Source organism: Leifsonia xyli subsp. xyli str. CTCB07 (genome assembly GCF_000007665.1).
GTDB lineage: Bacteria > Actinomycetota > Actinomycetes > Actinomycetales > Microbacteriaceae > Leifsonia > Leifsonia xyli_C.
The window spans coordinates 211,983-237,415 of record NC_006087.1 but is presented as its reverse complement, the minus strand read 5'-3'; the positions used below and the strand labels follow the sequence as shown (position 1 = coordinate 237,415).

Sequence of the window (25,433 nt, the reverse complement as noted above, 5' to 3'; positions counted from 1 at the left end):
AGGCTGGGCTCCGTGATCGATCCAGTCCTGCTCCGTGAGCATCCCGATGTCCTCCGTCGTTCGCAGGAAGCGCGCGGCGACTCCGTGCAGCTGGTGGACGAAGCCCTGCAGGTGGACATCGAACGCCGTGCCGCGATTACAGCTTTCGAGGAGCTCCGCGCCGAGCAGAACGCCTTCGGCAAGCGGGTCGCGCAGGCGCCCAAGCAGGAGAAGAAGGAGCTGGTCGCGCAGGCCCAGCAGCTCGCGGGCCGTGTCAAGGAGGCCCAGCAGGTCGCCGCCGCCGCCGAGGCGCGTTTCGAGAGCGTGCTGAGGAAGATCGGCAACCCGGTAGTTGCGGGCGTCCCGAGCGGCGGAGAGGACGACTACGCGGTGCTCAAGGAGGTCGGCGGCATTCCGGCGTTCGGCTTCGAGCCGCGTGACCACCTGGCCCTCGGCGAACTGCTCGGTGCGATCGACATGGCGCGCGGGGCGAAGGTCTCCGGCGCGCGTTTCTCGTTTCTGCGCGGCCTCGGCGCGCGGCTCGAGATCGCGCTCATGAACCTGGCGCTCGACAAGGCGCTCGCCAACGGGTTCGTGCCCCTGATCACCCCGACGCTGGTCAAACCGGAGGTCATGCAGGGCACGGGCTTCCTGGGCGAGCACTCCGACGAGGTGTACCACCTCGAGACCGACGACCTGTACCTGACCGGAACCAGCGAGGTCGCGCTCGCCGGGTACCACGCCGACGAGATCCTGGATGTGACGGAGCCGCTGCGCTACGCCGGCTGGTCGACCTGCTATCGGCGGGAGGCGGGCTCGGCGGGCAAGGACACCCGGGGCATCATCCGCGTCCACCAGTTCACCAAGCTGGAGATGTTCGTCTACACGCTTCCGGAGCACGCTGAGGCGGAGCACGCCCGGCTGCTCGCCTGGCAGGAGGAGATGATGCAGGCCCTCGGCCTCAGCTATCGCGTCATCGACACCGCCGCCGGCGACCTGGGCTCCAGCGCGGCGCGCAAGTACGACGTGGAGGCGTGGATACCGACCCAGGGCCGCTACCGCGAGCTCACCTCGACTTCCAACTGCGGCACGTTCCAGGCCCGGCGGCTCGAGACCCGCTACCGGACCGAAAGCGGCAAGACCGCGCCGGTCGCGACCCTCAACGGGACACTCGCCACCACACGCTGGATCGTCGCCATCCTCGAGACCCACCAGCGGGAAGACGGCTCGGTGCTCGTGCCGGAGACGCTGCGACCCTACCTGGGCGGGCTCGAGATCCTGGAGCCGATCGGAAAATGACGCGCACAGCCGGGAGCGACCGCCTTCTGATCGCGCTCGACGTGGACGGGACGCTCATCCACGAGGACGGGACTGTCGGGCGGGCCGTGCGGGAGGCTGTCGCCCGCGTCCGCGACGCCGGAAACGAGGTCATGCTCGCCACGGGCCGCAGCTGGGAGACCGCGCGGCCCATCCACGAGGAGTTCGGGCTGGTCAGCGAGTTCGTCGTGTGCGCGAACGGCGCTCTGACGATGAGGGCAGATGAAACCGTCGAAGAGGGTTATCGACGTGAGTTCATCCAGACTTTCGATCCGTCCCAGGTGCTGCGCACCATCCGGCCGCACCTGCCTTCGGGCAGATTCATGGTCGAGGACCCGACCGGCCACCGCCGCTACACCGAGGGAATGACCGACTGGGAGCTGGTGAACGCTGAGCAGGTCTCCTTCGAGGAGCTGACCCGGCATCCCGCGACCCGCGTCGTCGTCGTGTCGCCGCAGCACGACGAGGAGGAGTTCCTCGCGATCGTGGAACAGATGGGCCTGCACCGCGTCAGCTACTCGATCGGCTGGGCCGCGTGGCTCGACATCTCGCCGGACGGCGTGAACAAGGCCACAGCGATGGAGCGCGTGCGCCGTGCGCTGGACATCCCGCTCGCGAACGTCGTGGCGGTCGGCGACGGCCGCAACGACCTGGAACTGCTGCGGTGGGCGGGCACCGAGGGACGGAGCGTGGCGATGGGGCAGGCGCCCGCCGAGGTGAAGGCGGCGGCGCGCACTGTCACCGGCGCCGTCGTGGAGGATGGCGTGGCAACCCTCCTCGACAGGCTCTGACCAGGACGTCCTCTCGTCCAGAGCATTGCCAGGTCGATATGTCAGACTGGCAGGTGGTGTGCGCCTTGTTGTCTCACCCGTCCCCGGAACCCGATGAGAGGGAGTGAATGAACGAGACCCCCACCCCCACCCGTGCCCAGGCGCGGGCGCAGGAGAAAGCGCCCGGTCCCTCGATGGCCCGGCACGGTCGTCTGAAGCGGCGCAGTCCGTTCAAGACCGTCGCGGCGCTGTTGGCGGCCGTGCTCGCCGTCGGCGCGGCCAGCGGTGTCGGCGTTGCGGCGTACGCGGCGATGGACATCGTCGGCGGCATCAAGCCTTCGGTCAAACTCGTCGATGCGAAGGGCAATGAGGTCACTCCGCAGCTCGGCGCGATGGACGGCTCGTTCAACGTGCTCCTCGCCGGCAGCGACTCCGGCGGCGGCAACCAAACCTACGGCGAACGGGGGGAGAACCTCAACGATGTGACGATGCTGCTGCACGTCTCCGCGGACCACAAGAATGCGACCGTCGTCAGCTTCCCCCGCGACATGTTCGTCGCCATCCCGTCGTGCCCCGACCCCAGGGGCGGCAGCTTCGACGCCATGAGCCGGCAGAAGATCAACAACACGCTCAGCTACGGCGGCCTGGCCTGCACCGTGCTCACCGTCGAGAAGCTCACGGGCCTGCAGATCCGCTACGCGGGCGTTATCGAATTCGACGGCGTGATCGAGATGTCGAACGCGGTCGGCGGTGTGAACGTCTGTGTCGCCGGCGATATCGTCGACCCCTACACGGGTCTGAACGTCAAGGCGGGCGACAATACGCTCCAGGGCGCTCAGGCGCTCGCGTTCCTGCGCACCCGGCACGGCGTCGGCGACGGTTCCGACCTCGGCCGCATCAGCAATCAGCAGGTGTTCCTCTCGGCCCTGGTCCGCCAGATCAAGAGCGCGGACACCCTCGTCAACCCGGTGAAGGTCTACACCCTGGCGAAAGCGGCGACGAGCAACATCACGCTCTCCGACAGCCTCAACAACGTGACCACCATCGCCTCCATGGCGATGGCGCTGAAGAGCATCGACATCTCGAAGGTCGTGTTCGTGCAGTACCCGAATCACTATGTGGAGGGCGGTGTCGCCCCGACGACCGACGCGGCCCAAACCCTCATGACCGCGATGCAAAACGACCGGCCGGTCTCTCTCACCGGCGACACCGGCGTCGGCTCGGAGGCCGCCCCCAACACGCAGACGCCGACGGCCGAGACCCCCACACAAGCCCCGACCGACGATTCGACCGCTGCGGCCGACGCCTCCGTGCAGCTCCCGTCCGATGTCCACGGACAGACTGCTGCGCAGGTCACCTGCTCCAAGCCCTTCCAGGACTAGCCTCCTCCTGCACGAGGGGGAGGACGGCTCTCCGGGCCTCCCCCTCCGCACCTTTCGGGTGTCTCCTCGCGCCGCTTCGCCCGGCGGGCGGCGCGAGACACTCCCGGCTCGCCGGGGAAGAAAGAGCCGAGATGACGAGAATCGAGACGGAGGAGCGCTCCGCGGCCCTTGTCCGGGCCGCCGGCCTGTCGTACTTCCCGGTCGCCCTGCTGGCCCGGCTGCCGTACGCGATGATAGTCGTCGGCGTGCTTACCCTGGTCGTCACCGCGCGCGGTGAGCTCGCTCTCGGCGGCCTGACCTCGGCGATGGCCGGCATCGGAACCGCCCTATTCGGGCCACTCATCGGCGCGCTGGCCGACCGGATCGGGCAGCGGCGCGTGGTGCTGGTCTCCGGGGTCCTGAACAGTCTGGCGCTGCTCGGGATGGCGTGGGCTGCCTTCATCCCCGCGCCGGACGTCGCGCTGCTGGCCGTGGCGTTCGCCATCGGTGCGACCGCCCCGCAGGTCTCCCCGATGTCGCGGAGCCGTCTGGTCGGCATCATCGAGCGCATGCTCCCGGCCGATCGGCACGCGCCGGTGCTGAACGGCACGATAGCGTACGAATCGGCGGCCGACGAGAGTGTGTTCGTGTTCGGCCCGTTCATCGTCGGCCTGCTCGCCACGACCCTGAACCCGGCCGCGCCCGTGATCGCTGCCGCAGTGCTGGCACTCGTGTTCGTGACTGCCTTCGCCCTCCACCCCAGCGGAGCGACACGCCCCCTTGCGCCAGAGGGTCTCGCGGTGCGCCAGGCCCCGGTCTCCCGGCTGTTCTGTCCGGCACTCCTCGTCGTCGTCGTCGCCGGTGTTCTCGGGATGGGCTTCTTCGGCTCGACTCTCACCGCCCTCACTGCTTTTCTCACCCGCTTCGGGCATCCCGAGCAGGCCGGCCTGATCTACGGCGTCATGGGCGTTGGCTCCGCCGTCCTCGCTCTCGGCGTCGCTTGGGCCCCGCTGCGGTTCAGCCTGCGTGCTCGCTGGCTGACCTTCGCCGGTCTCCTGGCCGCCGCCACGATCGCGCTTCCATTCGCAGCGACCGTGCCGGGAATGCTGGTCCTGCTCCTCCTCGCCGGCTTCGGCGTCGGTCCCACCCTCGTCACCCAGTACGCCTTCGCCGCCGAACGCAGCCCCCTCGGCCGCTCGGCAACCGTCATGAACATGCTCGGCTCGGCCCTGGTCGTCGGCCAAGCAGCGGCCTCCGCCCTGGTCGGAGCCCTCGCCCCGGCCGCCGTAACCGAGGCTGCCCTGCTGGCTCCCACGGTCTCCGCCCTGGTCGTCTTCGCTGCGGCCGCCGCCAACTGGTTCCTCACCGGACGCCGAAGCCCCAGCCAGGTTCGCTAGACTTGCGCGAGGACGCCGGAACCCCGGCGGCCGGGAGGGCTGTCCGAGCGGCCGATGGAGCCAGTCTTGAAAACTGGTGGGCAGAAATGTCTCGTGGGTTCGAATCCCACGCCCTCCGCCAGGTGGTGATCGGACGCTCCACGCCGCACCGTTTCGGGCGTTCCGCCGAGAGCCCACCGGGCACGATCGCGGCGTCCGGATCGGAGACGATGGGATCGAAAGGCTCCCTGACGGGCCGGAGCGGCCGGCTCGCCGTCGATGATCTGCGGCACGGCGGCTCCTGCGGCCTCCCATCAGGACCGCGACGCGGCCGAGCGGGAGGCGGTGCATCCGGGAGGGAACGAGCCGCGGGCGGTGGCCGGGCCTCGCGCGACGAGGAAACCCGTGTCCGAACCGAGTGGAAACGTCCGATAAGATGGCTCACGTGTATCTGCCCCGGCAGGGATACAAGGAGACGTCGCATAGTCAGGCCTAGTGCACCACCCTGCTAAGGTGGAGTCCCCGTAAGGGGACCGAGGGTTCAAATCCCTCCGTCTCCGCACTGTAAAAGCCCTCGGAATCCTTGAAAACACAGGAAAGCCGGGGGCCTCTCTCGTTGAGTCAGACAGTCTTTGCCCACACTTGATTTAGCTGCTTGATGCAGTCGGGCACCCCCGACCCCAACGACGCCCCGATCCTCGCCGTCGCGAAAGGCGTTTCACGGGCCGGAGTGGCTGGAGACATGTGGGCACGTGGATCGCTGTTGCTGCTTACACGCAACTGGTCAACATCTATTCCGCTGCCTGTGGTCTGCTCATCGTGAGGCAGGGGCGGTATCTGCTCTCCGATTCCAGCCAGCCGGGGCTTCGTCGAGCGGGGACTGCCGTGCTGATGGCCGGTTTCGCGCTCGCCTTCGTAGGGCATCGCGCGGTGCGCAAAACGGAGGATGAATCGCTAAGTTTTGCTAATAATTCGTTCTTAATTATGGACAATAGCGGTTGTTTCGGACAGTATTGGCTAAACACGTCAGGTCTCACACCTGTGCATGCTCATAGGAATCGATGACACGATCGCTCCGCCTCGGCGGGTAGCAGACACCAGTCAACGGCCCTTCGCACCCACTGGGAGTAATGTCCTGTGAAATCCACACGTCCCCGCTGGATCGATGGCGCTGGAATGGGCCTCGCGCTCACCCTCGCCTGAGCCAGCGCCGTACCTGCCGGCGCAGCCACATCTGCCGACAACGGCGCCCTCGCCACCGTGGCCGCAGCCACTCCTGACACTGTTGCCGCCGCCGCGTCCGTCGCCACCGCCGCAACAGGTGAAAACGCCATTGACGCCACCATCGCCGGTGTGGACATCACCATCCCCACCGACCCCACGGATCCGATCGCTCTCGACGGCGGCACCAGCAGCGTGAGAATCGCTCTCCCATACACTGGGCGCGCCGACAATGCGGCCATCGAGAAGGCTGGAGTGGTCTCCTTCGACAACAACAACAACAACGGTTCCACCATCGTCCCAGTCGTCCAGAAAGACGGCAGCGTCCAGATCAACACCATCATCGAGACGGCCAAGGCTCCCATCGAGTATGCCTATCCGGTGTCGGTGCCTGCCGGGGGGAAGCTTCAAGCCGAACCCCGGGAACTGTCTGTCCTGGATGCGACCGGTGGATGGGTTGCGGGCTTCCTCCCCGCCTGGGCGAAGGATGCCAATGGTGCCGCAGTATACACTCATTACGAGATTCGAGGCGATACGCTCGTGCAGGTAGTTGAGCACGATCGCCCGAACGTGACGTATCCGGTCGTTGCCGATCCCTGGCTTGGGGTGAACCTCATCAACCACTGGTGGTGGACCGGCTCAGGCAACTCGCGCGCCGTGCATATTGACGTCACCCCGATGATGGGTGTGGTCACCGAGGCAATTGCTATTTGGGTGGGACGAAGCTTCCAGCCGAATCGGGTCTGAGATCCGTAAAGCGACCTACGAACAGCAGTTCAAATGTCACACGCTCGGGAAGGTCGCGATCTTCTTCGATCCAGGTAACTGGGGTCTCGAAGTCAAGCGCGGCACCGTATCCGATTTTGCGCGGATGATCTCCTCGCATTGTAATTGGTGATGAGCAAAAAACGTTTCCCGCATGGACTGGCCGCAATCGGGTGCATTGTCGTGGGGGCGATTCTCTTCGCCACGACCTTCTTATACAGCTCCCGAGCATTCATGAAACGGATGTGACTGCTGGAGTCGGCTATACCTCACCCGTGCAGGTCACATGATATTTCCTCGGGGCGGGGCTCGTTGTAGCTGGGCTGATCTATGGGTTGGTAGCACTGATTCGCTGGTCATCTCGAACGGACAAGAAGGAGCCGTGAAAGACGAAAGGCGGGTTGTGGGCGGATGCTTGCAACCCGCCTTTCCTCGCGTCCTCATGTTTCGGCAGGGTGCAGAACTGTCAGAGACATCTTGAGACGTGCCCACATTCTGCCCACATCCGACACCACGAGATTGCTCGGGATCGCGCGGGAGTTCACATGCCGAGAAGGGCGGAAAATCAACGAAGTCGGTGGCCGGCCGCACCGTTGCTAGGCTTGGACGAGGCTTCAAATCCCTCCGTCTCCGCACTGACAGAAGCCTTCGCCACTGTGCTGCATAGTGCAGTCAGGCAGCAGCGATTCGTCCACGCCAATTCCTCTCCCTCCCCGGGCATCAGATCTCGGTTGCCTGCTCGCCGTCCTGCCGGGTCTTCTCCGTGTGGAGGTGAGGTGTCTCATCCCTGCCGCAGCGAAACGACCGGCTCGGGGGAGGAACTGGCGGCAGGTCGGACCGTCACCCACACTTGTAGCAGTCCCCTCAGCCGGCAGAGCGCGGTGCTACGATTCGGACAACTTTGAGGACAGCGGAAGCGGTGGTCGCGGGTGGCCGTGTTCGGATACATCTTCGTGGGGCCGTTGGAGCACAGTGCCGAGTTCCAGCTGGACCTGCTGCGCCAGCAGGGCACGGGGACGATCTTCGAGGACATCAGTCTGAACACCGCGAGCCCCCGGCGACCGGAGCTCGCTCGATGCGCTCGGACGCGGTGACCGGCTGGTGGTGTGGCGTCTGGATCGCCTCGGCGGAACCTCCCCGTCCGTGCTGTTAACGCCAAAGTAGAATGGACCCCGTAGCGCCGACTTGGAATGGACCCCCTGGCTCCAGGCTAGGAGGGTGATTTCAGTGGATACGTGGGCAGAGATCCGGCGGTTGCATCGGGCGGAGAAGATCCCGATCAAGCAGATCGCGCGTGATCTTGGTGTCGGGCGGAACACGGTTCGGCGGGCGTTGCGGGGCGAGGATCCTCCGGACCGGTCGCGGGGTCCACGGGGCTCGAAATTTGATCCATTCGTGCCGCAGATCAGAGCGCTGCTGGTGGAGTATCCGCGGATGCCGGCGTCGGTGATCGCGGAGCGGGTGGGATGGTCGTTCTCGTCGTCGTTGTTCCGTGACCGTGTCGCGGAACTGCGGCTGGACTATCTGGGTCTGGACCCGGCGGATCGGCTCTCTTATGCGGCGGGCGAGGTGATCCAGTGCGATCTCTGGTTCCCCGAGACGCGGGTGGCGGTCGGCGACGGGCAGGACCGGATCTTGCCTGTGCTCGTGATGTGTCCGGGTTCTCCCGTCGGATCGAGGCGGTCATGCTCCCGTCCAAGCAGGGCGACGACCTGACCTCGGGCATGTGGTCGCTGTTGCAGCGATTCGGTGGGGTTCCGCGCTCGTTGCTCTGGGACAGGGAAGCCGCGATCGGTGGTCTCGGGAAGCCCACCATCCTCGCGGCGACGTTCGCGGGAACGCTCGCGACGAGGATCAAGCTCGCGCCCGCACGAGATCCGGAGACCAAAGGTGTTGTCGAGCGCGCGAACAGATGACTTGGAGACCTCGTTCCTGCCGGGACGGATCTTTCAGAGCGTCGATGACTTCAACGAGCAGCTGACCGGATGGTTGGATACCCGCGCGAATCAGCGGAAGGTCCGCTCGATCGCGGCCCGCCCGACAGAGCTCGCGAACGTTGACACGGCGGGGATGCTGGCGCTGCCGGCGAAGCCATCCGCCGTTGGGCTCACCCACCGGGTCCGCCTCGCCCGCGACTATTACGTCCTCCTCGATGGGAACGACTACTCCGTCCCCGGTTCATTGGCCGGTTCGTCGATATTCGGGCGTCGCTGGACGAGGTCGAGATCACCAGCAACGGGCAACCCGCCGGCAGGCATCTCCGGTCGTTGCGGACAGGGCAAACGATCACGGCTCCCGAGCATGTCACACAGGCCGCGAAGCTCCGCGCTCACTACCAACGCCCGAAACCTTCCGGGGTCAGAGAACATCCAGATGGGCACCGCGTCCAGATTCGGGCGCTGTCGGACTACGACGCCCTGTTCGGCATCGACTTCACGACCACGACCACGACCGAATACGAGAAAGAAGCACGATGACCATCAAGAACAGCACGAGCGACGTTCCGATCCCGAAGACCAGCAAGCAGGTCTCCTCGAAGCTTGCCTATCTCGCCCGGGCGTTGAAGACGCCAACGATCGGGAGGGTTTGGGAAGACCTCGCCGGCCGAGCCAGAGACGAGAACTGGGCGCATGAGGAATACCTCGCCGCGGTCCTGGAACGCCAGCTCGCGGACCGGGAATCAGCGGGCACCACGATGCGAATCCGGACCGCGCACTTCCCCGCGATCAAAACCTTGGAGGACTTCAACCTCGACCACCTCCCGTCGCTGCGCAAGGATCTTCTCGCACACCTGGCGACATCGACGTTCGTCGTGAAAGCGGAGAACGTGATCCTCCTCGGCCCTCCCGGGATCGGGAAGACCCACCTCGCGATCGGTCTTGGCGTCAAGGCCACTCACTCCGGGCACAGTGTCTTGTTCGACACCGCGAACAACTGGATCGCCCGCCTCGCGGCCGCTCACCACCAGGGACAGCTCGAAGCCGAACTGAAGAAGATCCGCCGTTACAAGCTCATCATCATCGACGAGATCGGCTACATCCCCTTCGACACCGACTCCGCGAACCTGTTCTTCCAACTCGTCGCGTCCCGTTACGAACAGGGCTCGATCATGGTCACCAGCAACCTGCCGTTCAGCCGCTGGGGCGAGATCTTCGGAGACGACGTCGTCGCTTCAGCGATGATCGACCGCCTCGTCCACCACTCCGAAGTCCTCACCCTCAACGGAGACTCCTACCGCACCCACGGACGCCGCGACCTCATCAAACAGACCGACAAGAACTAAGCTCAACCAACGAAGAAGGGGTCCACCCCAAATCGGCGCAAAAGGGTCCATTCCAACTCGGCATCAACAAGTGCTCTCGCTGCTCGAACTGCTCGCCCAGCGCGGCGTCGCTGTGCTGACCCTCGCCGATTAACTGGACACCGGGGGGCCGGAGGGGGCGGCGCTCACCCGCACGATCTCGGCCCTCAACGATCTCGAGCGCAACCTGATCCGCGAGCGGACACTGGTGCGGGTCTATGCCGCGAGGGCGCGGGGCCGCAGCGGCGGCCGTCTGCGCGCCCTGTCCGATATGAACGTCGAGCGGGCTCTTGCGCTGCGCGATCAGGGCGCTTCCGTCCGCGAGATCGCGGAGGAACTCGGCACCTCGCGGGCCACGCGTTCGAGTCCGCGGCCGGCGATGGGACGACGTCGCCGGACGAGGACCGAGCGATCGCGGCGACCTTCGCGAACCCGGTTTCGCGCGAGATCGGCGGCACCTGAACCGAACGGACACGAGCGTTTCTGGGCAGGGAGGTTGCGGGGCTTTCTCACGTGGCGATCCGTATCGCTGAGGTGTGCGGGGCGTCTCGCCGCTCCTGAGGATCTGGTCGACACGACCGAGATGGACCTCAAGGCGGTGCTGGAGCTCGAGGAGGAGGGCGCCGTCGCGATGCGGGCCCGGCTCGCCGAGTGCTTCGGGCATTCCAGACCCATCGTGCAGCAGACGGTGTCCCGGATGCAGCGCGACGATCTGCTCGTGATCGAGGCTGACCGGCGCCTACGGTTCACCGACCGCGGACGCGCGCGGGCGATGTCTGTCATGCGCAAGCACCGGCTCGCGGAAGTCTTCTTTGACCGCGTTGTCCGCAGGAATTAGCATCTGGAGGCCATCCGTGCGCGATTCGATGAGCGTTCGGCCGAATACGATCGCAGCTCGATGCACACCGTCCTCGCCGAGCGGGTCGCCGCTTTCGCGGAGTTGAGCGGCATCCACGATGTGCTGGACGTTGCGACAGGGACGGGCCTCGTCCTCCGCGCACTGCACAGCCGGTCGCCGTCGCTGCGGCTGACCGGTGTCGACCTGTCGCCGGGGATGCTCGCCGTCGCGCGGTCCGTCCTGCCGTCGGCGGAGCTGATCGAAGCGGACGCGACTGTGCTGCCGTTCCCCGATGCCAGCGCGGACCTCGTCACCTGTGTGACCGGTCTCCACCTCTTCTCGCGACCCGGGGCGGCGCTCGCCGAGTGGGTGCGCGTGCTGCGGCCCGGAGGCCGGGCGGTGACCGCGACCTTCGCCGCGATGGATGCCCGGAAACACGGCGGCGGATGCCGACAGCCCTTTCCGATCCATCACGAACGGTTCGATTCTCCGGAGGGCTGGCGGAGATGGCGGGGCCGTCCGGTCTGGCGGTCGACCGGTTCGAGTTCTGGGAGTCTGGTGGCGACCGGGTGCTGCTGGCGGAACTGTCCGTCTGCTGACGGCCGCGACCGCTCCGCTGTTACTGCTCCGCTGCTGAGCGCGGCTGCCGCCGTCCGAACGGGAGGTTCCAGAGCCCGGCGGACAGCAGCACCCCGGCGATCCCGTTGAGGAAGCCGCCGACGATATCGGTCGGGTAGTGGACACCCGCATACAGGCGTGCCCAGCCCACCACGAGTGCGATCGCGCCGCCGATCACCCCGACCATGACCGCTGGGACGGTGCGACGGCACGCGAGCATGAGCCCGGTGACCACCGCGACCGCGAACACGACGTGACCGCTCGGGTAGCTGAGGGTCGCCGGGCTGATGTGCAGCGGGTGTGTCAGCTCCGCTGTGCTCGGCCGGGGCTCGGCCACGACCGCCTTCACCAAGAGCGTTGTCAGCCAGCCGAATCCGGTCGCTACGCAGGTTCCCATCGCGCGTCGCCAGCCGGTGGCGACGAAAAGGACGACGAAGACCGCCACGAGGATCCCCACCGCCACCGCCGGCCGGTCGAGAAGGTCGGCCAGGAGCGCCACCCGGTCGAGGACCGGTGAAGAGACGGCGTTCACGGCGACGACCACATCGCCGAACCGCAGGGAGGGAACGGCTTTTGCGGCGAATCCGAGCGCGAATGTGACGGCGAACAGGACGGCTGTCCACACAATCCAGTGCGCGGGCGTGCGGAGGCGGGCGGACTCAACGGAAGGCCTGGGCACCCGGAGACGCTATCGGACGGGTCCCGCCGGGTGATTGGAAAACACTCGGTGAGTATGTGAAAATCCTCAGCCAGGCTGTCCCCGTCGCAAAACACTCGCCGCTGGCGTCAGGGTTGCGGCGTTCGTGGGTTGGGGGCGGACGAAACCGGCGGCGGCGATGGCTTTGCGACCAGGGCCAGCCGGCCGGGTCCCGGTGCGAGGGAAGGGGCGAGCGCCGCGCACCGCGTGTGGCAGCGCGGCTCCGTGGTCGTTGTCGCGCTTCCGGTGTGTTTCCGGCCGAGGCGGCGGTTCCCTGCCGGGCTCCTTGCCCTCACGGTTTTGGTATCCTCAGTCGGGTATGCAACTCGCATCCGCCCCCCCACGGAGACGCGGCCGCCGCGTGGCGGGCCGTCCTGTCGCCCTGCACGCACAGCCGTCCCGGTTCCCGCTGCGGCACAGGATCGGTGTCACGCTCGCCGTGATCGGGCTCATCTGCGGTTTCTCGATCGTCCCGACAGAATCCGCTTTGCAGACCAAACCAGCCACGACGGTGGCTCTGGGCGAGTCCGTGACGCAGGGCCAGGACAAGGACCAATACCAGTACCTTTTCACCGCCGCGACGTTTGCTGCGCCGATCGCGCGCCGGGAGTCGTTCGGGGCGACGGACAGCGTTCAGAGTCTCGTCCAGATCGGCACGAATGAATCGTGGGCGAAGCTGGTGCTCGTCTTCGGTGGCTGGCCGATGACCGACGCCAATGTGACCGTGATGCTGCGCTGGATGCGGCAGGAGAACGGGCCGCCGGACTGGTGGAACCGTAACAACCCTCTGAACAACGGCTACGGTTCCGGCGGCGGTGCTGGCCTCGGCAGTTATCCCAGCCTTGTGAGCGCCGCTGAGTACTGTGCGAAGAACCTGCAACGCGGTTACCCGGGCATCGCCGCGGGTTTGCGGGCCGGGACGAGCGCGGATGCGACGGCTGCCGCTATTTGGGCGTCGCCCTGGGCTTCGAGTCATTATGCGAACGGTGCGCACTGGAGCACTCGTCCGGTCGAGATCGTCAAGGCTCCTGCATTGTCTTGGGGCCGCTGACTCCGTCCCTGGTCCCGTTGCCTGGTTTCTCCGTCCTGTTGTGTTCTGTCGGAAACGGAGGACACCCCCATCCGGATCGCCCCCGACGCCCTCCGTCTTCTGCCGCTCCCCGAGGTGGCGCGTCAGAGTCCCTCCCTCAGCGCCGAGCGGAGGAGGGCGAACGAGATCTCGCCGGCGATGACGCTCTCGCCGTCGCCCAGCTCCAGCCCAGGGTCGCTGGAGAGTTCGAGCGACCAGGGCCCGTCGACGGTCGCCGGAAGCGTGAACTCCACACCGTTCGCGGCGGCGTTGAGCAGCAGCAGGAAGGTGTCGGCGCCCTCATGACGCAGCTCGAAGGCGATCGAGCGGGCGTCGGGCTCCTCCCAGTCTTCGGCGGCGAACGGTTCGCCGTCGGCGCGCAGGATGCGCACGACATCCCGCCCGCCCGCTTCCGGCGCCCGCCGATACCACTCCGGCCGGAGTGCGGGCTCGGCGCGGCGGAGGCGGATGAGGCGCTCGGTGAAGGCGCGCAGCTCCTCGTCGGCCGCCGCCCAGTCGAACCAGGAGATTTCGCCGTCCTGGCAGTAGGCGTTGTTGTTGCCCCGCTGCGTGCGCCCAATCTCGTCGCCGCCGAGGATCATGGGCACACCGGCCGAAAGGAGCACGGTAGCGAGGAAGTTCTTGCGCTGCCGCAGCCTGACCGCCAGGATGCCGGGGGCGTCCGTCGGCCCCTCGGCGCCGTAGTTGGCTGAGCGGTTGTCGGATTCGCCGTCCTGGTTGTCTTCGCCGTTGTCCTCGTTGCGCTTCTGCTCGTAGGAGGTGAGGTCGGCGAGCGTGAAGCCGTCGTGCGCGGTGACGAAGTTGACGCTGGACAGCGGGGTGCGGCGGGAGTCCTCATAGATGTCGGGGCTGCCGAGCACGCGCTGCGAGAGCGTGGCCAGCATCCCCTCCGTCCCGCGCCAGAAATCGCGGACGTCGTCGCGGAACCGGCCGTTCCATTCCGACCAGTCCGCCGGGAAACCGCCCAGCTGGTAGCCGGCGACATCCCACGGCTCGGCGATGAGCTTGACGGGCTTGAGCGTCGGGTCCTGTTGCACCAGCGTCAGGAACGCGCTGTGCAGGCTGGCGTCGCCGCCCTGCCGGGTGAGCGCGGTGGCGAGGTCGAAGCGGAAGCCGTCGATATGCACCTCCTCCACCCAGTAGCGGAGGGAGTCCAAGATGAGCTGAAGGGCGGCGGGATGGCTCACATTGACACTGTTTCCGGTGCCGGTGGTGTCGAAGTAGTGCCGCTCGTCGCCCTCGACCAGCCGGTAGTAGGAGGGGTTGTCGATGCCTTTGAAGCTCAGTGTCGGGCCGAGGTGGTTGCCCTCCGCGGTGTGGTTGTACACGACATCCAGGATCACTTCGATGCCCGCGGCGTGCAGGGCTTTCACCATTCCTTTGAACTCGTCGACCTGCTGCCCGATCGCGCCTGTCGCCGCGTACTCGTTGTGGGGGGCGAAGAAGCCGATCGAGTTGTAGCCCCAGTAGTTGCGGAGCCCCTTCTCGAGCAGGTGCAAGTCTTGCACGAACTGGTGGACGGGCAGGAGTTCGACAGCGGTGACGCCGAGCCCCTTGAGGTAGTCGATCGCGGCCTCGTTGGCCAGTCCCGCGTACGTGCCGCGGAGTTCCTCGGGAACGCCGGGCATCCGCTGGGTGAAGCCTTTGACGTGCATTTCGTAGATGACCGTCTCTCCCAGCGGGATGCGCGGGGGCCTGTCATCGCCCCAATCGAAACCCGGGCCGGTGGCGACGCCGAGCGCAACGTGACCCGAACCGTCCGTGTCATCGCGGCGGTGGGGATGCCGAAGCTGGTGCCCGAAGTCGGCCTGGCTCAGGTCCCATGCGCCCACGACCGCGCGCGCGTGCGGGTCCAGCAGCACCTTGGCGGGGGAGAAGCGCTGACCACCGGTGGGGTCCCACGGACCGTCGACGCGCAACCCGTAGCGCGCGCCGGTGGCCATACCGGGCACAACGCCGTGGAAGACGTGCCCGGTGCGGTCGGTGAGCTCGGTTCTCGTCTCAGCGCCGTCCTCTCCGAACACGCACACGGTGACGCGGTCGGCGCGCTCGCTGTAGACGGCGACATTCGCGCCGCCGGAGAGAAGGGTGACGCCGAGCGGGTACGGCGACGATACGGGGTCGGTCACAGGGCTCCGTTCGGTAGAGCGACAGATTACGGTGCCGGTCGTCTCCCCGTGAAGTCGTTGACACGGTCGTTGGTGGCCGCTATGCCGGGTGGGCGGGTGTGCGCGTCACCAGCACCGCGTCCCCGAAGCTCGCCAGCACGGCGTCTGTCCCGTCCGAGTGCGAGAGACCGCCCCCGCTGAGGCTGGCGGTCACCCGCGTCCGGTCGCGCACGAAGGAGAACGCTCCGTCCGCGAACCACACGTCCCGCGCCCTCGCGTCCGCCGGTATCGCCCGCCGCAGCCGCGTCAGAGCGCGATACCAGTCCAGCATCAGGGCTCCGCGCTCGCTGTCGCGCTCGCTCCAGTCGAGCATCGCCGCGTGGAAGGTCGCCGGATCCATCGGGTCGGCCACCGCGGTCGGGTCCCAGCCCATCCGGGCGAACTCGGCGATCCGTCCGCTGCGGGTCGCCTCCGCGAGGTCCGGCTCGGGATGCGAGGCGAAGAATGGCCACGGCGTCCCGGCCGCCCATTCCTCGCCCATGAACAGCATCGGTGTGAACGGGCCGAGCAGCGTCAGCGCCGCCGCGACGGCGAGCCGTCCGTCGTCGAGGGTCGCGCTGAGCCGGTCGCCCGCGGCGCGGTTGCCGATCTGGTCGTGGTTCTGGCTGAAGGCGACCAGCTGCGAGTGCGGTTGATCGGCGTCCAGCGGCCGGCCGTGGTGGCGTTCGCGGAAAGCCGAGTACGTCCCGTCGTGGAAGAACCCGCCCTCGAAGACTTTCACGAGCGCGTCCGGCTCCCCGAAATCGACGTAGTAGCCGGAGGTTTCGCCGGTGAGGTTCGCATGGACGCTGTGGTGCGCATCGTCGTTCCACTGCGCGTCGAGTCCGTACCCGTGCCGGGCCCGCGAGCGGATCAGCCGGGGGTCGTTGAGGTCGCTCTCGGCGATGAGCGTCAGCGGGCGGCCGGTCTCCTCGCGCAACTCCGCGGTCTGCCGGGCGAGCGCTTCCAGGATGTGCTCGGCGCGGGAATCCTGGAAGGCATGCACCGCATCCAGCCGCAACCCGTCCGCGCCCAGGTCGCGCAGCCAGTAGGCCGCGTTGTCCAGGATGTGACGCCGGACCTCGTCGGAGAGCGCCCCGTCGAGATTGACCGACGATCCCCAGGCGGTGCGGCCCTCGCTGAGGTAGGGGCCGAAGACGGGCAGGCAGTTGCCGCTTGGGCCCAGATGATTGTAGACGACGTCCTGGATCACGGCGATCCTGTGGCGGTGGCAGGCTGCGACGAAGCGCTGGTACGCCTCCGGTCCGCCGTACGGCTCGTGGACTGCGTACCAGAACACACCGTCGTAGCCCCAGCCGTACGGCCCGTTGTACGCATTGACCGGGAGGAGTTCGACCGCTTCCACGCCGAGATCGACGAGGTGGCCGAGCCGTCCGGCGGCCGCGTCCAGGGTGCCCTCGGGCGTGAAGGTCCCGATGTGCAGTTCGTAGAGGACGGCGCCGGTCAGCTCGCGTCCGGGCCAGGGCTCGACCGGGTCGGGGTCGAACTCGCGGCCGAGTGCGTGTACTCCATTCGGCTGGCGCCGGGAGCGCGGGTCAGGGTACGGGCCGCCCCCGTCCACGACGAATCCGTAGTCGAGCGGCTCGGGGCCCGCGTCGAGCGGCTCCGGAAGCCGCCACCAGCCGTCGGGGGCGGCGGTGAGCGCGAACGTCCCGAGCGCCGGCGCCACGACCGCCACGTCGTTCGCCCTCGGCGCCCACACCGGGAACCGGCGGTCGCTCATCGCGGCACCGCCAGCAGAGCGACCGGATACCGCGACAGGATCGCCGCGACCCTGACCCGTCCACAATGCTCGCGGCCGGTCAGTTCGTCGCGCAGCAGTTCGTCTCCGAGCTCGACGGTCGTCTCCCCCCAGCCGCCGGCGCGTTCGAGACCGGCCGGGAGGCGCGTCGCCAGGGTCGTCGCCCCGCCGCGGTCGAACCCGAGCAGGTGCCCTGCTTGTGGTCCCTCGGCGGCCACCGGCCAGTATTCCGCGAACAGTTCGGGCCGGTCGCGGCGCAGCCGCAGCGCGCGCGAGGTGACCAGCACCTTCGTCGCCCCCGAGGAGTCGACCTCCGGCAGCCAGCCAGCGTCCAGGCGTGCGAGCAGCCCGGCGGAGACCTCGAACTCGACCGGCCGCCGATTGTCCGGATCGACCAGCGAGCGTTCCCAGCGCTCCGAGCCCTGGTAGACATCCGGGATGCCGGGCATCGTCAGCTGCACGAGCTTCGCTCCGAGTCCGTTGATCGCACCCGGTCCCTCCACCCGGGAGGTCATCGCGAGCACCTCGTGGCGGACCCCCTCGTCGTCGAACGCGGCATCCACCAGCCCGGCGAGCGCCGTCTCGACGTCCGCGTCTGGATCGGCCCAAGATGTGCTCGCTCCCGCCTCGCGCGCTGCTTTCAGTGCGTAGGCGTGCATCCGCTCCCGGGAGGCCGGCCACGCCCCGACGATCGACTGCCACAGCAGGTTCTCCAGCGAGCCGTCGCCGATCGCGACTCGCTCGCGGACCGCGATCAGGAAGCGCTTCCACTGCTCCGGCAGCTCCGCGAGCACCGCGATGCGCGCCCGGGTGTCCTCGCCGCGCTTGGTGTCGTGCGTGCTCAGCGCCGTCAGCGAGTGCGGGAGGCGCACGAGCCGTTCGGCCTGGAGACGGTGGAACGCCTCCACGGTCAGCGCGAACGCGGAGGGGTCGGCCCCGACTTCGGTGAGCGAGGCCAGCCGGGAGACCCGGTAGAACGCGCTGTCCTCGACGCCTTTCGCCATGATCGACCCGGTCGTCTGCTGGAAGCGCTCGGCCGGGCCGGAGCGAGCGCGGCTCAGGAGCCCGGTGGCTTCGTCCAGCGCCTCAGCGAGGTCCGGTCGTGCAGCGGTCGCGGCCTCCCGCGCCGCCGTCAGATGGCCGAGTCCGAAGGGCAGGTAGCTGCGGTAGACGGGGAAAGCCGCGGCCAGTTCGGCCACCGCATCCGCCAGCGTCCCGGGATCGGCCGTCGCCCCGGCCGTCGTGAGCTCGCGCGTCACCCGCAGCACCTCCGAACGCAGGATGCCGTCGGCCGCGGACCGCTTGCGGCGGTGGACGAGCGCGGACCAGTCGCGACTCTCCTCCCGGTCGTCCACCTCCTCCGCGAGCGCGGTCAGCGGCTCCTCGCCGGACGGGTCGATGAACACCCGGTCGACCGCCCCGAGCGCATCGTACCCGGTGGTCCCGCTGATCGGCCAGGCCGGAATGCGTTCGTCGCCTTCCAGGATCTTCTCGACCCAGACCGGCTTCCCGTCTGCGAGTTCCGCCAGCCGTTTCAGGTACGCGCCGGGGTCGCGCAGCCCGTCGGGGTGGTCGACGCGCAGCCCGTCCACCAGGCCCTCGCGCAGCCACCGGCCGATCTCACGGTGAGTCTCCTCGAACACGCGCGGGTCTTCCACGCGCACACCGGCAAACGTGTTCACGGCGAAGAAGCGCCGGTAGTTCAGTTCCGCGTCCGCCCGTCTCCAGGAGACGAGTTCGTAGTGCTGCCGCTCATGCACCTCGCGCGGCGAACCGCCTTCGGTTCCGGTCGCGATCGGGAAGCGGTGCTCGCCGTACCGCAGTTCGCCGCCTTGCACCCTCACTGTGCCCAGCTCGTCCGCTCCCTCGCCCAGCACCGGGATGCGCACACGTCCACCGCCGAACGCCCAATCGATGTCGAAGAAGCCCGCGTGCCTGGCTTCCGGACCGCCCGCCAGGACGTCCCACCACCAAGCTGTGTTCGCCGGCGTCGCGACGCCGAGATGGTTGGGGACGATGTCCACGATCACGCGGATCCCGCGCGCGTGCGCGGCGTCTGCGAACTCGTGGAGCCCGTCCGGTCCGCCGCGTTCCGCGTCCACCCGGGTCGGATCGGTCACGTCGTAGCCGTGAGCGGAGCCCGGTTCGGCTTGCAGCAGCGGCGACAGATAGACCCCGTCCACCCCGAGCCGCGCCAGCTGGCCGAGCACCTGGGCGGCGTCCCGGAGCGTGAACTCGGGGGCGATCTGGAGGCGGTAGGTGTTCCGGGGGAGGTCGGTGCTCACAGTGCTCCATTCTCTTCGTCCCGTCCGCGGGCCGGAAGAGGAGGCTGTGGGGGGTTGAAAATCAGCCCAGAGTGTGCAGGCTGGAAGAGCGCCCGCCCGCGTGGGAGCGTCCCAGGGGAAGAACGATCACCGAGCAAGAGAGAGGATGAGGTCATGGGACTCGACGACAAAATCAAGAACGCGGTCGAAGATGCCGGCGGCAAGGCGAAAGAAGCCGCGGGCAAGGTCACCGGCGACGAGCAGCTTGAGGGGGAGTGCAAACTCGACCAGGTGAAGGCCGACCTCAAGAACGCCGCTGAGAAAGTCAAGGACGCGTTCAAGCGCTGAACCACCGCGTCGCAGAGGGCCACTGGGCCAGCCGGTCCAGTGGCCCTCTGCGACCGGCCGCGCCGGCCGTGAGGCCGGAGTGCGTTCGTTGGGCTTCCCGCCGCGATGGATGCCCGCTCGGCCGGAGGCTGACCATCCCGTTCACGCGCGCCCTCTACGCTGGGGGCATGCAGCAGCTGACCGCGGCCGGATTCCTCTTCGATATGGACGGCACTCTCGTCGACTCCACCCCCGTCGTGGAGGCGGTGTGGACCGAGTTCAGCCGGGCGAACGGCCTCGACCCCGCCGAGGTTCTCGGGTACGCGCACGGCCGTCAGGCGATCGACACCCTGGCACGCTTCCTCCCGCAGCGTTCCCCTGCCGAGCGCGGCGAACTCCTCTCCGCCCTTGTCGCCGAGGAGGTCGCCCGCACCGAGGGCATCGTGGAGGTGCCCGGGGCCGGGGCGCTCCTGACCGCGCTGATCGGCGCCGGCGCCCCCGTCGCCGTGGTCACCAGCGCACCGCGCGAGCTGGCCGTTGCCCGGATGACGGCGGCGGGTGTCCCGGTCCCGCCTGTCCTGGTGGCGGCGGAGGACGTCGAGCGCGGCAAGCCCGACCCGCAGGCCTACCTGCTGGCTGCCGAGAGACTGGGCGTTCCCGCTGCGTCCTGCTTCGCCTTCGAGGACGCGCCGGCCGGGCTGGCCGCCGCTGTCGCCTCCGGTGCGTGTGTGGTCGTCGTCGGCGTGTACGAGTCCGCCGTGAGCGAGGGGCTCGGACGGGTCCTCGACTACGTGGGTGAGCTCTCGGTCACCGAGGCCGGAGGAGAGTGGAGCACCGGCCTTGTCGCCGCATCCACGACACCGGCTGCGCGCACGGCGGCAGGCCAGCCCTCGGCGCGGTAGTCCGCGATCGGGAGGGCGGAGCTGTCGGTTCGGGATGCCCTCCGGCCGCTGTCCGTGCGATGACATCGTCGCTCCCGGGTGCGCGCACAGGCTCAGACCGGCTCGCGAACGCGTCCGCGCGCCCGAAGCGCCCGGCTCGCGCCGTGCGTCTCCCCCATCGCCCCGACCTAACGCCGCAGCAGCCCCGACGGGATGCGCATCGAACCACTTGGCGATGTACAGGCAGATCGGCGTCACCCGCAGCTCTCCGCTCCTCTCGATGTCGTCCACGGCGTACTCGACCAGCTTCGCCGCGAGGCCCTTCCCACGGAACGCCGGGACGGTGAATGTGCGCGTGAGCGAGATCTCACCGTCCAGGATGCGGTAGTCCACGACCCCGGCCAACTCCCCGTCGACCCGCATCTCGTACCGCCCCGCGTCCGTCTCGTTGCTGAACTCGGTGACCATGCCTTCATGGTACGGCTGTCGTGTCGCAAAGGCTCGCCGGATTCGGCCGGCGTCAGACGCATCCCGCCATCCCTCCCGCGCCAATTGGCGGTCTCGGATGCGGTCATGTAGGCTCTAATCCGTTCCGCGGGAGCACGCCCGGAACATGCGCCACTAGCTCAACGGATAGAGCATCTGACTACGGATCAGAAGGTTGGGGGTTCGAATCCCTCGTGGCGCACATCAGCCCCGGCTTCGGCCGGGGTGTTTGCGTTTCGGGTGCTTCACTCTCGTCCGTGCGCGGCACGCCCGGTGTCCCCCGATTGTCCGCTCGGCCGGTCGGCGCGGCGAAGAACGCGAGTTCGTGGGCGGCGGAGGTCCGGAACGCGGTTTGCATCGCCGTGCGTTCGGCGGCGGTCGCGCTTGCGGCGGCGGCGACGATGCTGACAGCCCGGCGGCTCGACTCGGCGAAGCCTGCGTCGGCGTACGAGTCGATCCAGGAACGGTACGGATGCTCCGGGTGCGAGAGCGGGCGCAGACGCGCCCCGATGTCTTCGTACAGCCAGAAGCAGGGCAGGAGCGCTGCGATGAGGGCTCGGTAGTCTCCGCGGGTGGACACCGCGAGCAAATGATTCAGGTACGCTGTCGTCGTTGGGCTGGGCTGCAACCGATCCAGCGTGTCTGCGGGAATCCAGCTCTGGTGGAGCTGGATTTCGGCGGCGACTGCTTCGTGTGCGCTCTCCGCCCAGAACGCCTGCTCGTCGCCGGTCGGCGCGATTCGGCTGGCCTCGGCAAGGACCCGGGCGTAGTCGCGGAGGTAGAGCGCGTCTTGTGCGAGGTACCAGGCGAACGCCTCACGGTCGAGAGTGCCATCGCCCAGCCCGCGCACGAAGGGCAGCGCGTCGATGCTGTCGCGGATCTGGCGGATGTCCCCCCACCAAGCGGTCTCCACCTCGGTGAGGGTGGGACGGGGAGAGATGCCGCCCACGATCGATGCCAACGCGGACGCCGTTGCCCGTGCTCAAGCGGATCGTGCGGGCGAGGTGGCGACGACGCCTGGGGCCGGTGCAGATCGCCGGCGAGCTTGGCCTTCCCGCCTCGACCGTCCACGCCGTCCTGGTGTGCTGCCGCATCAACCGGCTCTGCACCATTGATCGGGTCACGGGCGAGCCGATCCGTCGCTACGAGCACGACCACCCTGGATCGCTGATCCATGTCGACGTGACGAAGTTCGGCAACATCCCCGACGGCGGCGGCTGACGATTCGTCGGCCGCGTCCAGGGCGAACGCAACCGGGAAGCGACCGCCACCCGCACGAAGAGCAGGAACCACCGCTACGAGCCACGGTTGGGCACCGTGTTCGTCTACACGATCATCGACGACCACTCCCGCGTCGCCTACGCCGAGATCTGCTCCGACGAGAAGGCGGACACCGCGATCGGTGTCCTGCGGCGTGCTGTCGCCTGGTTCGCCGACCGGGATGTCAGCGTCGAACTCGTCCTCTCGGACAACGGCTCCGCCTACAAGTCCTACGCCTGGCGAGACGCCTGCACAGAGCTCGGGATCAGGGCGAAGAAGACCCGACCATACCGACCACAGACCAACGGGAAGATCGAACGCTTCCACCGCACACTCGCCGACGGCTGGGCCTACGCCCGGTTCTATGGTTCAGAGGCCGAACGACGAGAAGCACTCCCCGGCTGGCCCCACTTCTACAATCATCACCAGCACCACTCCGCCATCAGAGCCCCACCCATTAGCAGAATCGACAACAACCTCCCTGGACATCACACCTAGATCAGGTTCGACGGGTGTGATCTCAGCCCCGCAGGGCACCCCGTGTCACTGAGGACAGTATGAACGATGACGTTCGCGAACCGCTACAGGCACGACCATCCCGCTTCGCCGGGAGGACGGCCGCAGGCCGAGCTACCCGTCGCCTCCCCACCTCCTCAGCTGAGACGCATGGGAACGATCACGGTGCATGAGTTTGTCTCCCTCGACGGTGTCTTCGAGGACCCGGGCTGGACTGCCGAGCACGGCTTCGACCCGGCGATGGGGGAAGACCTGGCGCGCATCACCGGCTCGTCGGACGCCATCCTGTTGGGGCGGCGCACCTTCGAGGTGTTCGCGCCGGTGTGGTCGGCCCGGACAGCCGAGGACGATCCCGGAGCGCCGAGTCGAAGCTGCGGCTGCGTTCCAGTGAGGTCTACGGCAACGGCGTCGTCCACCTCAGCTACATCCCCGGCTGATCGCCGACTCGTCCTGCTGAGAGCGCGCCGGTCCTGGGGCGCGGCACGAGGGCGGGATTCCGGCCGTGCCGCCCCTGTCCGCATCGGCACCTCAACGCTGTCCCGGCCTGACGGCCGATCGTGCCCGTCTTTTCGTGCCCACGGCACGTAAAAGCGCACTCTGACTGTCCGCAATCGGCGTTAGCGTGGGTCTGGGCTCCTGGAACAGCGAGAATGTCTGAGGCTCGCGTTACGGTGAGCTTTCCGGGTTCGCCGGACCCTTCCCAGAACTCGAAACCAGGAACGACCATGACACTTCTTCGCTTGGCGCTGCGTTTCGCGCGCCCCTACGGGGGCGCTGTGGCGGCCGTCGTGATCCTGCAGCTGATTGCGACGCTCGCAGCGCTCTACCTGCCCACGCTCAACAAAGACATCATCGACAAGGGCATCATCCCCCGCGACATCGGTTTCATCTGGTCGACCGGCGGGACGATGCTGATCGTCTGCTTCGTGCAGGTCGTCGCAGCGATCACGGCCACCTACTTCGGCGCGCGAGCGTCGATGTCGGTCGGCCGCGACATGCGCCGCGCCTTCTACCGCAAGGTGGACTCGCTCCCCGCCCTCGACCTCGCGCGCTGGGGGACGCCCACCCTCATCACCCGCAACACGAACGATGTCCAGCAGGTGCAGATGCTGGTCCTGATGACGCTCAACTTCATGGTTTCGACGCCGATCATGTGCATCGCTGGCATCGTTCTGGCCGTGCAGGTGGATGCGGGGCTCTCCTGGCTGATCTGGGTCTCGGTGGTCGTGCTGTTCCTGGTCGTCGGCGTCCTGGTCTGGCTGCTGCTGCCGTTGTTCCGTGAGATGCAGGAGAGGATCGACGGTGTCAACGGTGTCATCCGGGAGCAGATCGTCGGCATCCGCGTGATCCGCGCCTTCGTCCGCGAGCGGTTTGAGACCGCACGCTACGATGACGCGAACGCCGCACTCACCCGCGTTTCGGTCAGGGTCGGCAACATCTTCGTGCTGATGTTCCCGCTCATCATGCTCATCCTGAACGGTGCGACGGCCGCGGTGCTGTGGTTCGGCGGCGCGAGCGTCAACGCCGGCGAGATCCAGATCGGCGCGTTGACGGCCTTCCTTCAGTACCTGTTGCAGATCCTGACGGCCGTGATGATGGGCGTGTTCATGGCGATGATGATCCCGCGAGCGATGGTCTGCGCTGAGCGCATCCAGGAGGTGCTCGCGGTGGAGCCGTCGGGAGCGGCCGCCGGCGCGGGCGCTCCCGAGCCCGCCGACGGCCGCGTCGAGATCGACGCCGTGACGTTCGGGTATCCGGGCGCGGAGCGGCCGGTGCTGAACCGGGTGAGCTTCACCGCCGAGCCGGGCCGGATCACCGCGATCGTCGGCTCCACGGGCTCCGGCAAGTCGACCCTTGTCTCGGTGATCGCGAACCTGTTCACTCCGCAGAGCGGACACATCCGCATCGGCGGGGTGGAGGTGGACTCGCTCAGCCGCAAGCAACTCTCCGGTGTACTGGGACTGGTCCCCCAGAAGCCCTATCTCTTCTCCGGCACCATCGCGTCGAACCTGTGCTTCGGGCGGCCGGACGCCACCGATGAGGAGCTGTGGGCGGCGCTGCGCGTTGCGCAGGCCGAGGATTTCGTGCGAGCGAAGGAGCACGACCTCCAGGAGCGGATCGCGCAGGGCGGCACCAACGTCTCCGGCGGCCAGCGGCAGCGGCTCTGCATCGCGCGCGCCCTGGTCGCGAACCCGAAAGTGTTCCTGTTCGACGATTCGTTCTCCGCTCTCGACGTCGCGACCGACGCTCGACTGCGGCGTGCGCTCGCCGAGTCGACCGGGGACGCCACGGTCATCGTGGTCGCACAGCGCGTGTCCACCATCCGCGAGGCCGACACGATCGTCGTCCTGGACGGCGGCACGGTGGCCGGCAGCGGAACCCACGACGAACTGCTGGAGACCAGCGAGACGTATCGCGAGATCGTCGAGTCCCAGCTGAGCCAGGAGGTGGCCTGAG

The 25,433-nt window shown here is 67.8% G+C and carries 20 protein-coding genes, 3 tRNA genes and 3 pseudogenes; 20 read left to right on the top strand and 6 right to left on the bottom strand.

Annotated features, from left to right (window positions below):
- The first annotated feature begins 12 nt into the window (after positions 1 to 12).
- From serS to LXX_RS13190, 13 genes and pseudogenes are all read left to right on the top strand, one after another.
- Positions 13 to 1,278 (top strand): serine--tRNA ligase, encoded by a 1,266-nt coding sequence (serS, locus tag LXX_RS01130; RefSeq protein ID WP_011185289.1) that lies wholly within the window; start codon positions 13 to 15, stop codon positions 1,276 to 1,278.
- Positions 1,275 to 2,087, top strand: coding sequence for an HAD family hydrolase (locus LXX_RS01125; RefSeq protein ID WP_011185288.1), 813 nt, complete (start codon positions 1,275 to 1,277; stop codon positions 2,085 to 2,087). Before serS ends, LXX_RS01125 begins: the two co-directional genes overlap by 4 nt.
- 107 nt (positions 2,088 to 2,194) lie before the next feature.
- Positions 2,195 to 3,448 (top strand): LCP family protein, encoded by a 1,254-nt coding sequence (locus tag LXX_RS01120; protein ID WP_011185287.1) that lies wholly within the window; start codon positions 2,195 to 2,197, stop codon positions 3,446 to 3,448.
- Positions 3,449 to 3,579: 131 nt separating this feature from the next.
- Positions 3,580 to 4,824 (top strand): MFS transporter, encoded by a 1,245-nt coding sequence (locus tag LXX_RS01115; RefSeq protein WP_011185286.1) that lies wholly within the window; start codon positions 3,580 to 3,582, stop codon positions 4,822 to 4,824.
- 33 nt (positions 4,825 to 4,857) lie between these two features.
- Positions 4,858 to 4,945, top strand: a tRNA-Ser gene (locus LXX_RS01110).
- Between the two features lie 329 nt (positions 4,946 to 5,274).
- A tRNA-Ser gene (locus tag LXX_RS01105) sits at positions 5,275 to 5,363 on the top strand.
- 184 nt (positions 5,364 to 5,547) lie between these two features.
- Positions 5,548 to 5,868, top strand: a complete 321-nt coding sequence (locus LXX_RS15095; protein ID WP_155806750.1) for a hypothetical protein — start codon at positions 5,548 to 5,550, stop codon at positions 5,866 to 5,868.
- A 195-nt stretch (positions 5,869 to 6,063) separates the two neighbouring features.
- A complete protein-coding gene (locus tag LXX_RS12480) occupies positions 6,064 to 6,771 on the top strand; it encodes a hypothetical protein (RefSeq protein ID WP_050737801.1) in 708 nt (235 codons plus the stop codon).
- Between the two features lie 953 nt (positions 6,772 to 7,724).
- Complete coding sequence (locus LXX_RS13975) at positions 7,725 to 7,883, top strand: hypothetical protein (RefSeq protein ID WP_192807307.1); 159 nt, start codon at positions 7,725 to 7,727, stop codon at positions 7,881 to 7,883.
- Between the two features lie 124 nt (positions 7,884 to 8,007).
- Positions 8,008 to 9,266: pseudogene (gene istA, locus LXX_RS16460) on the top strand (IS21 family transposase).
- A complete protein-coding gene (gene istB / locus LXX_RS01090) occupies positions 9,263 to 10,072 on the top strand; it encodes an IS21-like element ISLxx1 family helper ATPase IstB (RefSeq protein WP_011185523.1) in 810 nt (269 codons plus the stop codon). Before istA ends, istB begins: the two are co-directional and overlap by 4 nt.
- A gap of 226 nt (positions 10,073 to 10,298) precedes the next feature.
- Positions 10,299 to 10,928 (top strand): helix-turn-helix domain-containing protein, encoded by a 630-nt coding sequence (locus tag LXX_RS16455; protein ID WP_081423042.1) that lies wholly within the window; start codon positions 10,299 to 10,301, stop codon positions 10,926 to 10,928.
- 60 nt (positions 10,929 to 10,988) lie between these two features.
- Positions 10,989 to 11,636, top strand: coding sequence for a class I SAM-dependent methyltransferase (locus LXX_RS13190; protein ID WP_223227680.1), 648 nt, complete (start codon positions 10,989 to 10,991; stop codon positions 11,634 to 11,636).
- Here LXX_RS13190 and LXX_RS01080 read toward each other — a convergent pair.
- Entirely contained in the window at positions 11,548 to 12,225 is a 678-nt protein-coding gene (locus tag LXX_RS01080; protein ID WP_041766934.1) for a phosphatase PAP2 family protein, read from the bottom strand. The two genes, LXX_RS13190 and LXX_RS01080, sit on opposite strands and share 89 nt — an antisense overlap.
- Before the next feature lie 379 nt (positions 12,226 to 12,604).
- Here LXX_RS01080 and LXX_RS01075 point away from each other — a divergent pair, with 379 nt between their 5' ends.
- Positions 12,605 to 13,294 carry a hypothetical protein gene (locus tag LXX_RS01075; RefSeq protein WP_223227679.1) on the top strand — a complete coding sequence of 230 codons (690 nt, stop codon included), beginning with the start codon at positions 12,605 to 12,607 and terminating at the stop codon, positions 13,292 to 13,294.
- 122 nt (positions 13,295 to 13,416) lie between these two features.
- Here LXX_RS01075 and glgX read toward each other — a convergent pair whose 3' ends face one another.
- The 3 genes from glgX to treY all read right to left on the bottom strand — a co-directional run bounded on the left by glgX (position 13,417) and on the right by treY (position 19,527).
- The gene (glgX, locus tag LXX_RS01070) at positions 13,417 to 15,462 is read right to left on the bottom strand and encodes a glycogen debranching protein GlgX (RefSeq protein WP_011185280.1); all 2,046 of its coding nucleotides are present in this window, start codon (positions 15,460 to 15,462) and stop codon (positions 13,417 to 13,419) included.
- Positions 15,463 to 15,541: 79 nt separating this feature from the next.
- Positions 15,542 to 17,224 (bottom strand): malto-oligosyltrehalose trehalohydrolase, encoded by a 1,683-nt coding sequence (gene treZ, locus LXX_RS01065; protein ID WP_011185279.1) that lies wholly within the window; start codon positions 17,222 to 17,224, stop codon positions 15,542 to 15,544.
- Positions 17,221 to 19,527: a malto-oligosyltrehalose synthase gene (gene treY, locus LXX_RS01060; RefSeq protein WP_011185278.1), complete on the bottom strand. Its 2,307-nt coding sequence runs from the start codon at positions 19,525 to 19,527 to the stop codon at positions 17,221 to 17,223. Before treY ends, treZ begins: the two co-directional genes overlap by 4 nt.
- A gap of 153 nt (positions 19,528 to 19,680) precedes the next feature.
- Here treY and LXX_RS01055 point away from each other — a divergent pair, with 153 nt between their 5' ends.
- Positions 19,681 to 19,854: a CsbD family protein gene (locus tag LXX_RS01055; protein WP_011185277.1), complete on the top strand. Its 174-nt coding sequence runs from the start codon at positions 19,681 to 19,683 to the stop codon at positions 19,852 to 19,854.
- A gap of 167 nt (positions 19,855 to 20,021) precedes the next feature.
- Positions 20,022 to 20,735 carry an HAD-IA family hydrolase gene (locus LXX_RS01050; RefSeq protein ID WP_011185276.1) on the top strand — a complete coding sequence of 238 codons (714 nt, stop codon included), beginning with the start codon at positions 20,022 to 20,024 and terminating at the stop codon, positions 20,733 to 20,735.
- Between the two features lie 249 nt (positions 20,736 to 20,984).
- Here the strand turns inward: LXX_RS01050 and LXX_RS16050 are convergent.
- Positions 20,985 to 21,182, bottom strand: a pseudogene (locus tag LXX_RS16050) (GNAT family N-acetyltransferase); the annotation flags it as partial.
- A gap of 147 nt (positions 21,183 to 21,329) precedes the next feature.
- On the opposite strand from LXX_RS16050, the gene LXX_RS01045 reads away from it, so the two are divergent.
- A tRNA-Arg gene (locus LXX_RS01045) sits at positions 21,330 to 21,402 on the top strand.
- Here the strand turns inward: LXX_RS01045 and LXX_RS16450 are convergent.
- Positions 21,361 to 22,113: a TenA family protein gene (locus tag LXX_RS16450; RefSeq protein ID WP_370558466.1), complete on the bottom strand. Its 753-nt coding sequence runs from the start codon at positions 22,111 to 22,113 to the stop codon at positions 21,361 to 21,363. The two genes, LXX_RS01045 and LXX_RS16450, sit on opposite strands and share 42 nt — an antisense overlap.
- A gap of 29 nt (positions 22,114 to 22,142) precedes the next feature.
- On the opposite strand from LXX_RS16450, the pseudogene LXX_RS01035 reads away from it, so the two are divergent.
- The 3 genes and pseudogenes from LXX_RS01035 to LXX_RS01030 all read left to right on the top strand — a co-directional run.
- Positions 22,143 to 22,958: pseudogene (locus LXX_RS01035) on the top strand (IS481-like element ISLxx4 family transposase); the annotation flags it as partial.
- Positions 22,959 to 23,126: 168 nt separating this feature from the next.
- Positions 23,127 to 23,564, top strand: a complete 438-nt coding sequence (locus tag LXX_RS15070; RefSeq protein ID WP_223227678.1) for a dihydrofolate reductase family protein — start codon at positions 23,127 to 23,129, stop codon at positions 23,562 to 23,564.
- Between the two features lie 137 nt (positions 23,565 to 23,701).
- Positions 23,702 to 25,432 carry an ABC transporter ATP-binding protein gene (locus LXX_RS01030; protein WP_011185274.1) on the top strand — a complete coding sequence of 577 codons (1,731 nt, stop codon included), beginning with the start codon at positions 23,702 to 23,704 and terminating at the stop codon, positions 25,430 to 25,432.
- Position 25,433: the final 1 nt, after the last annotated feature.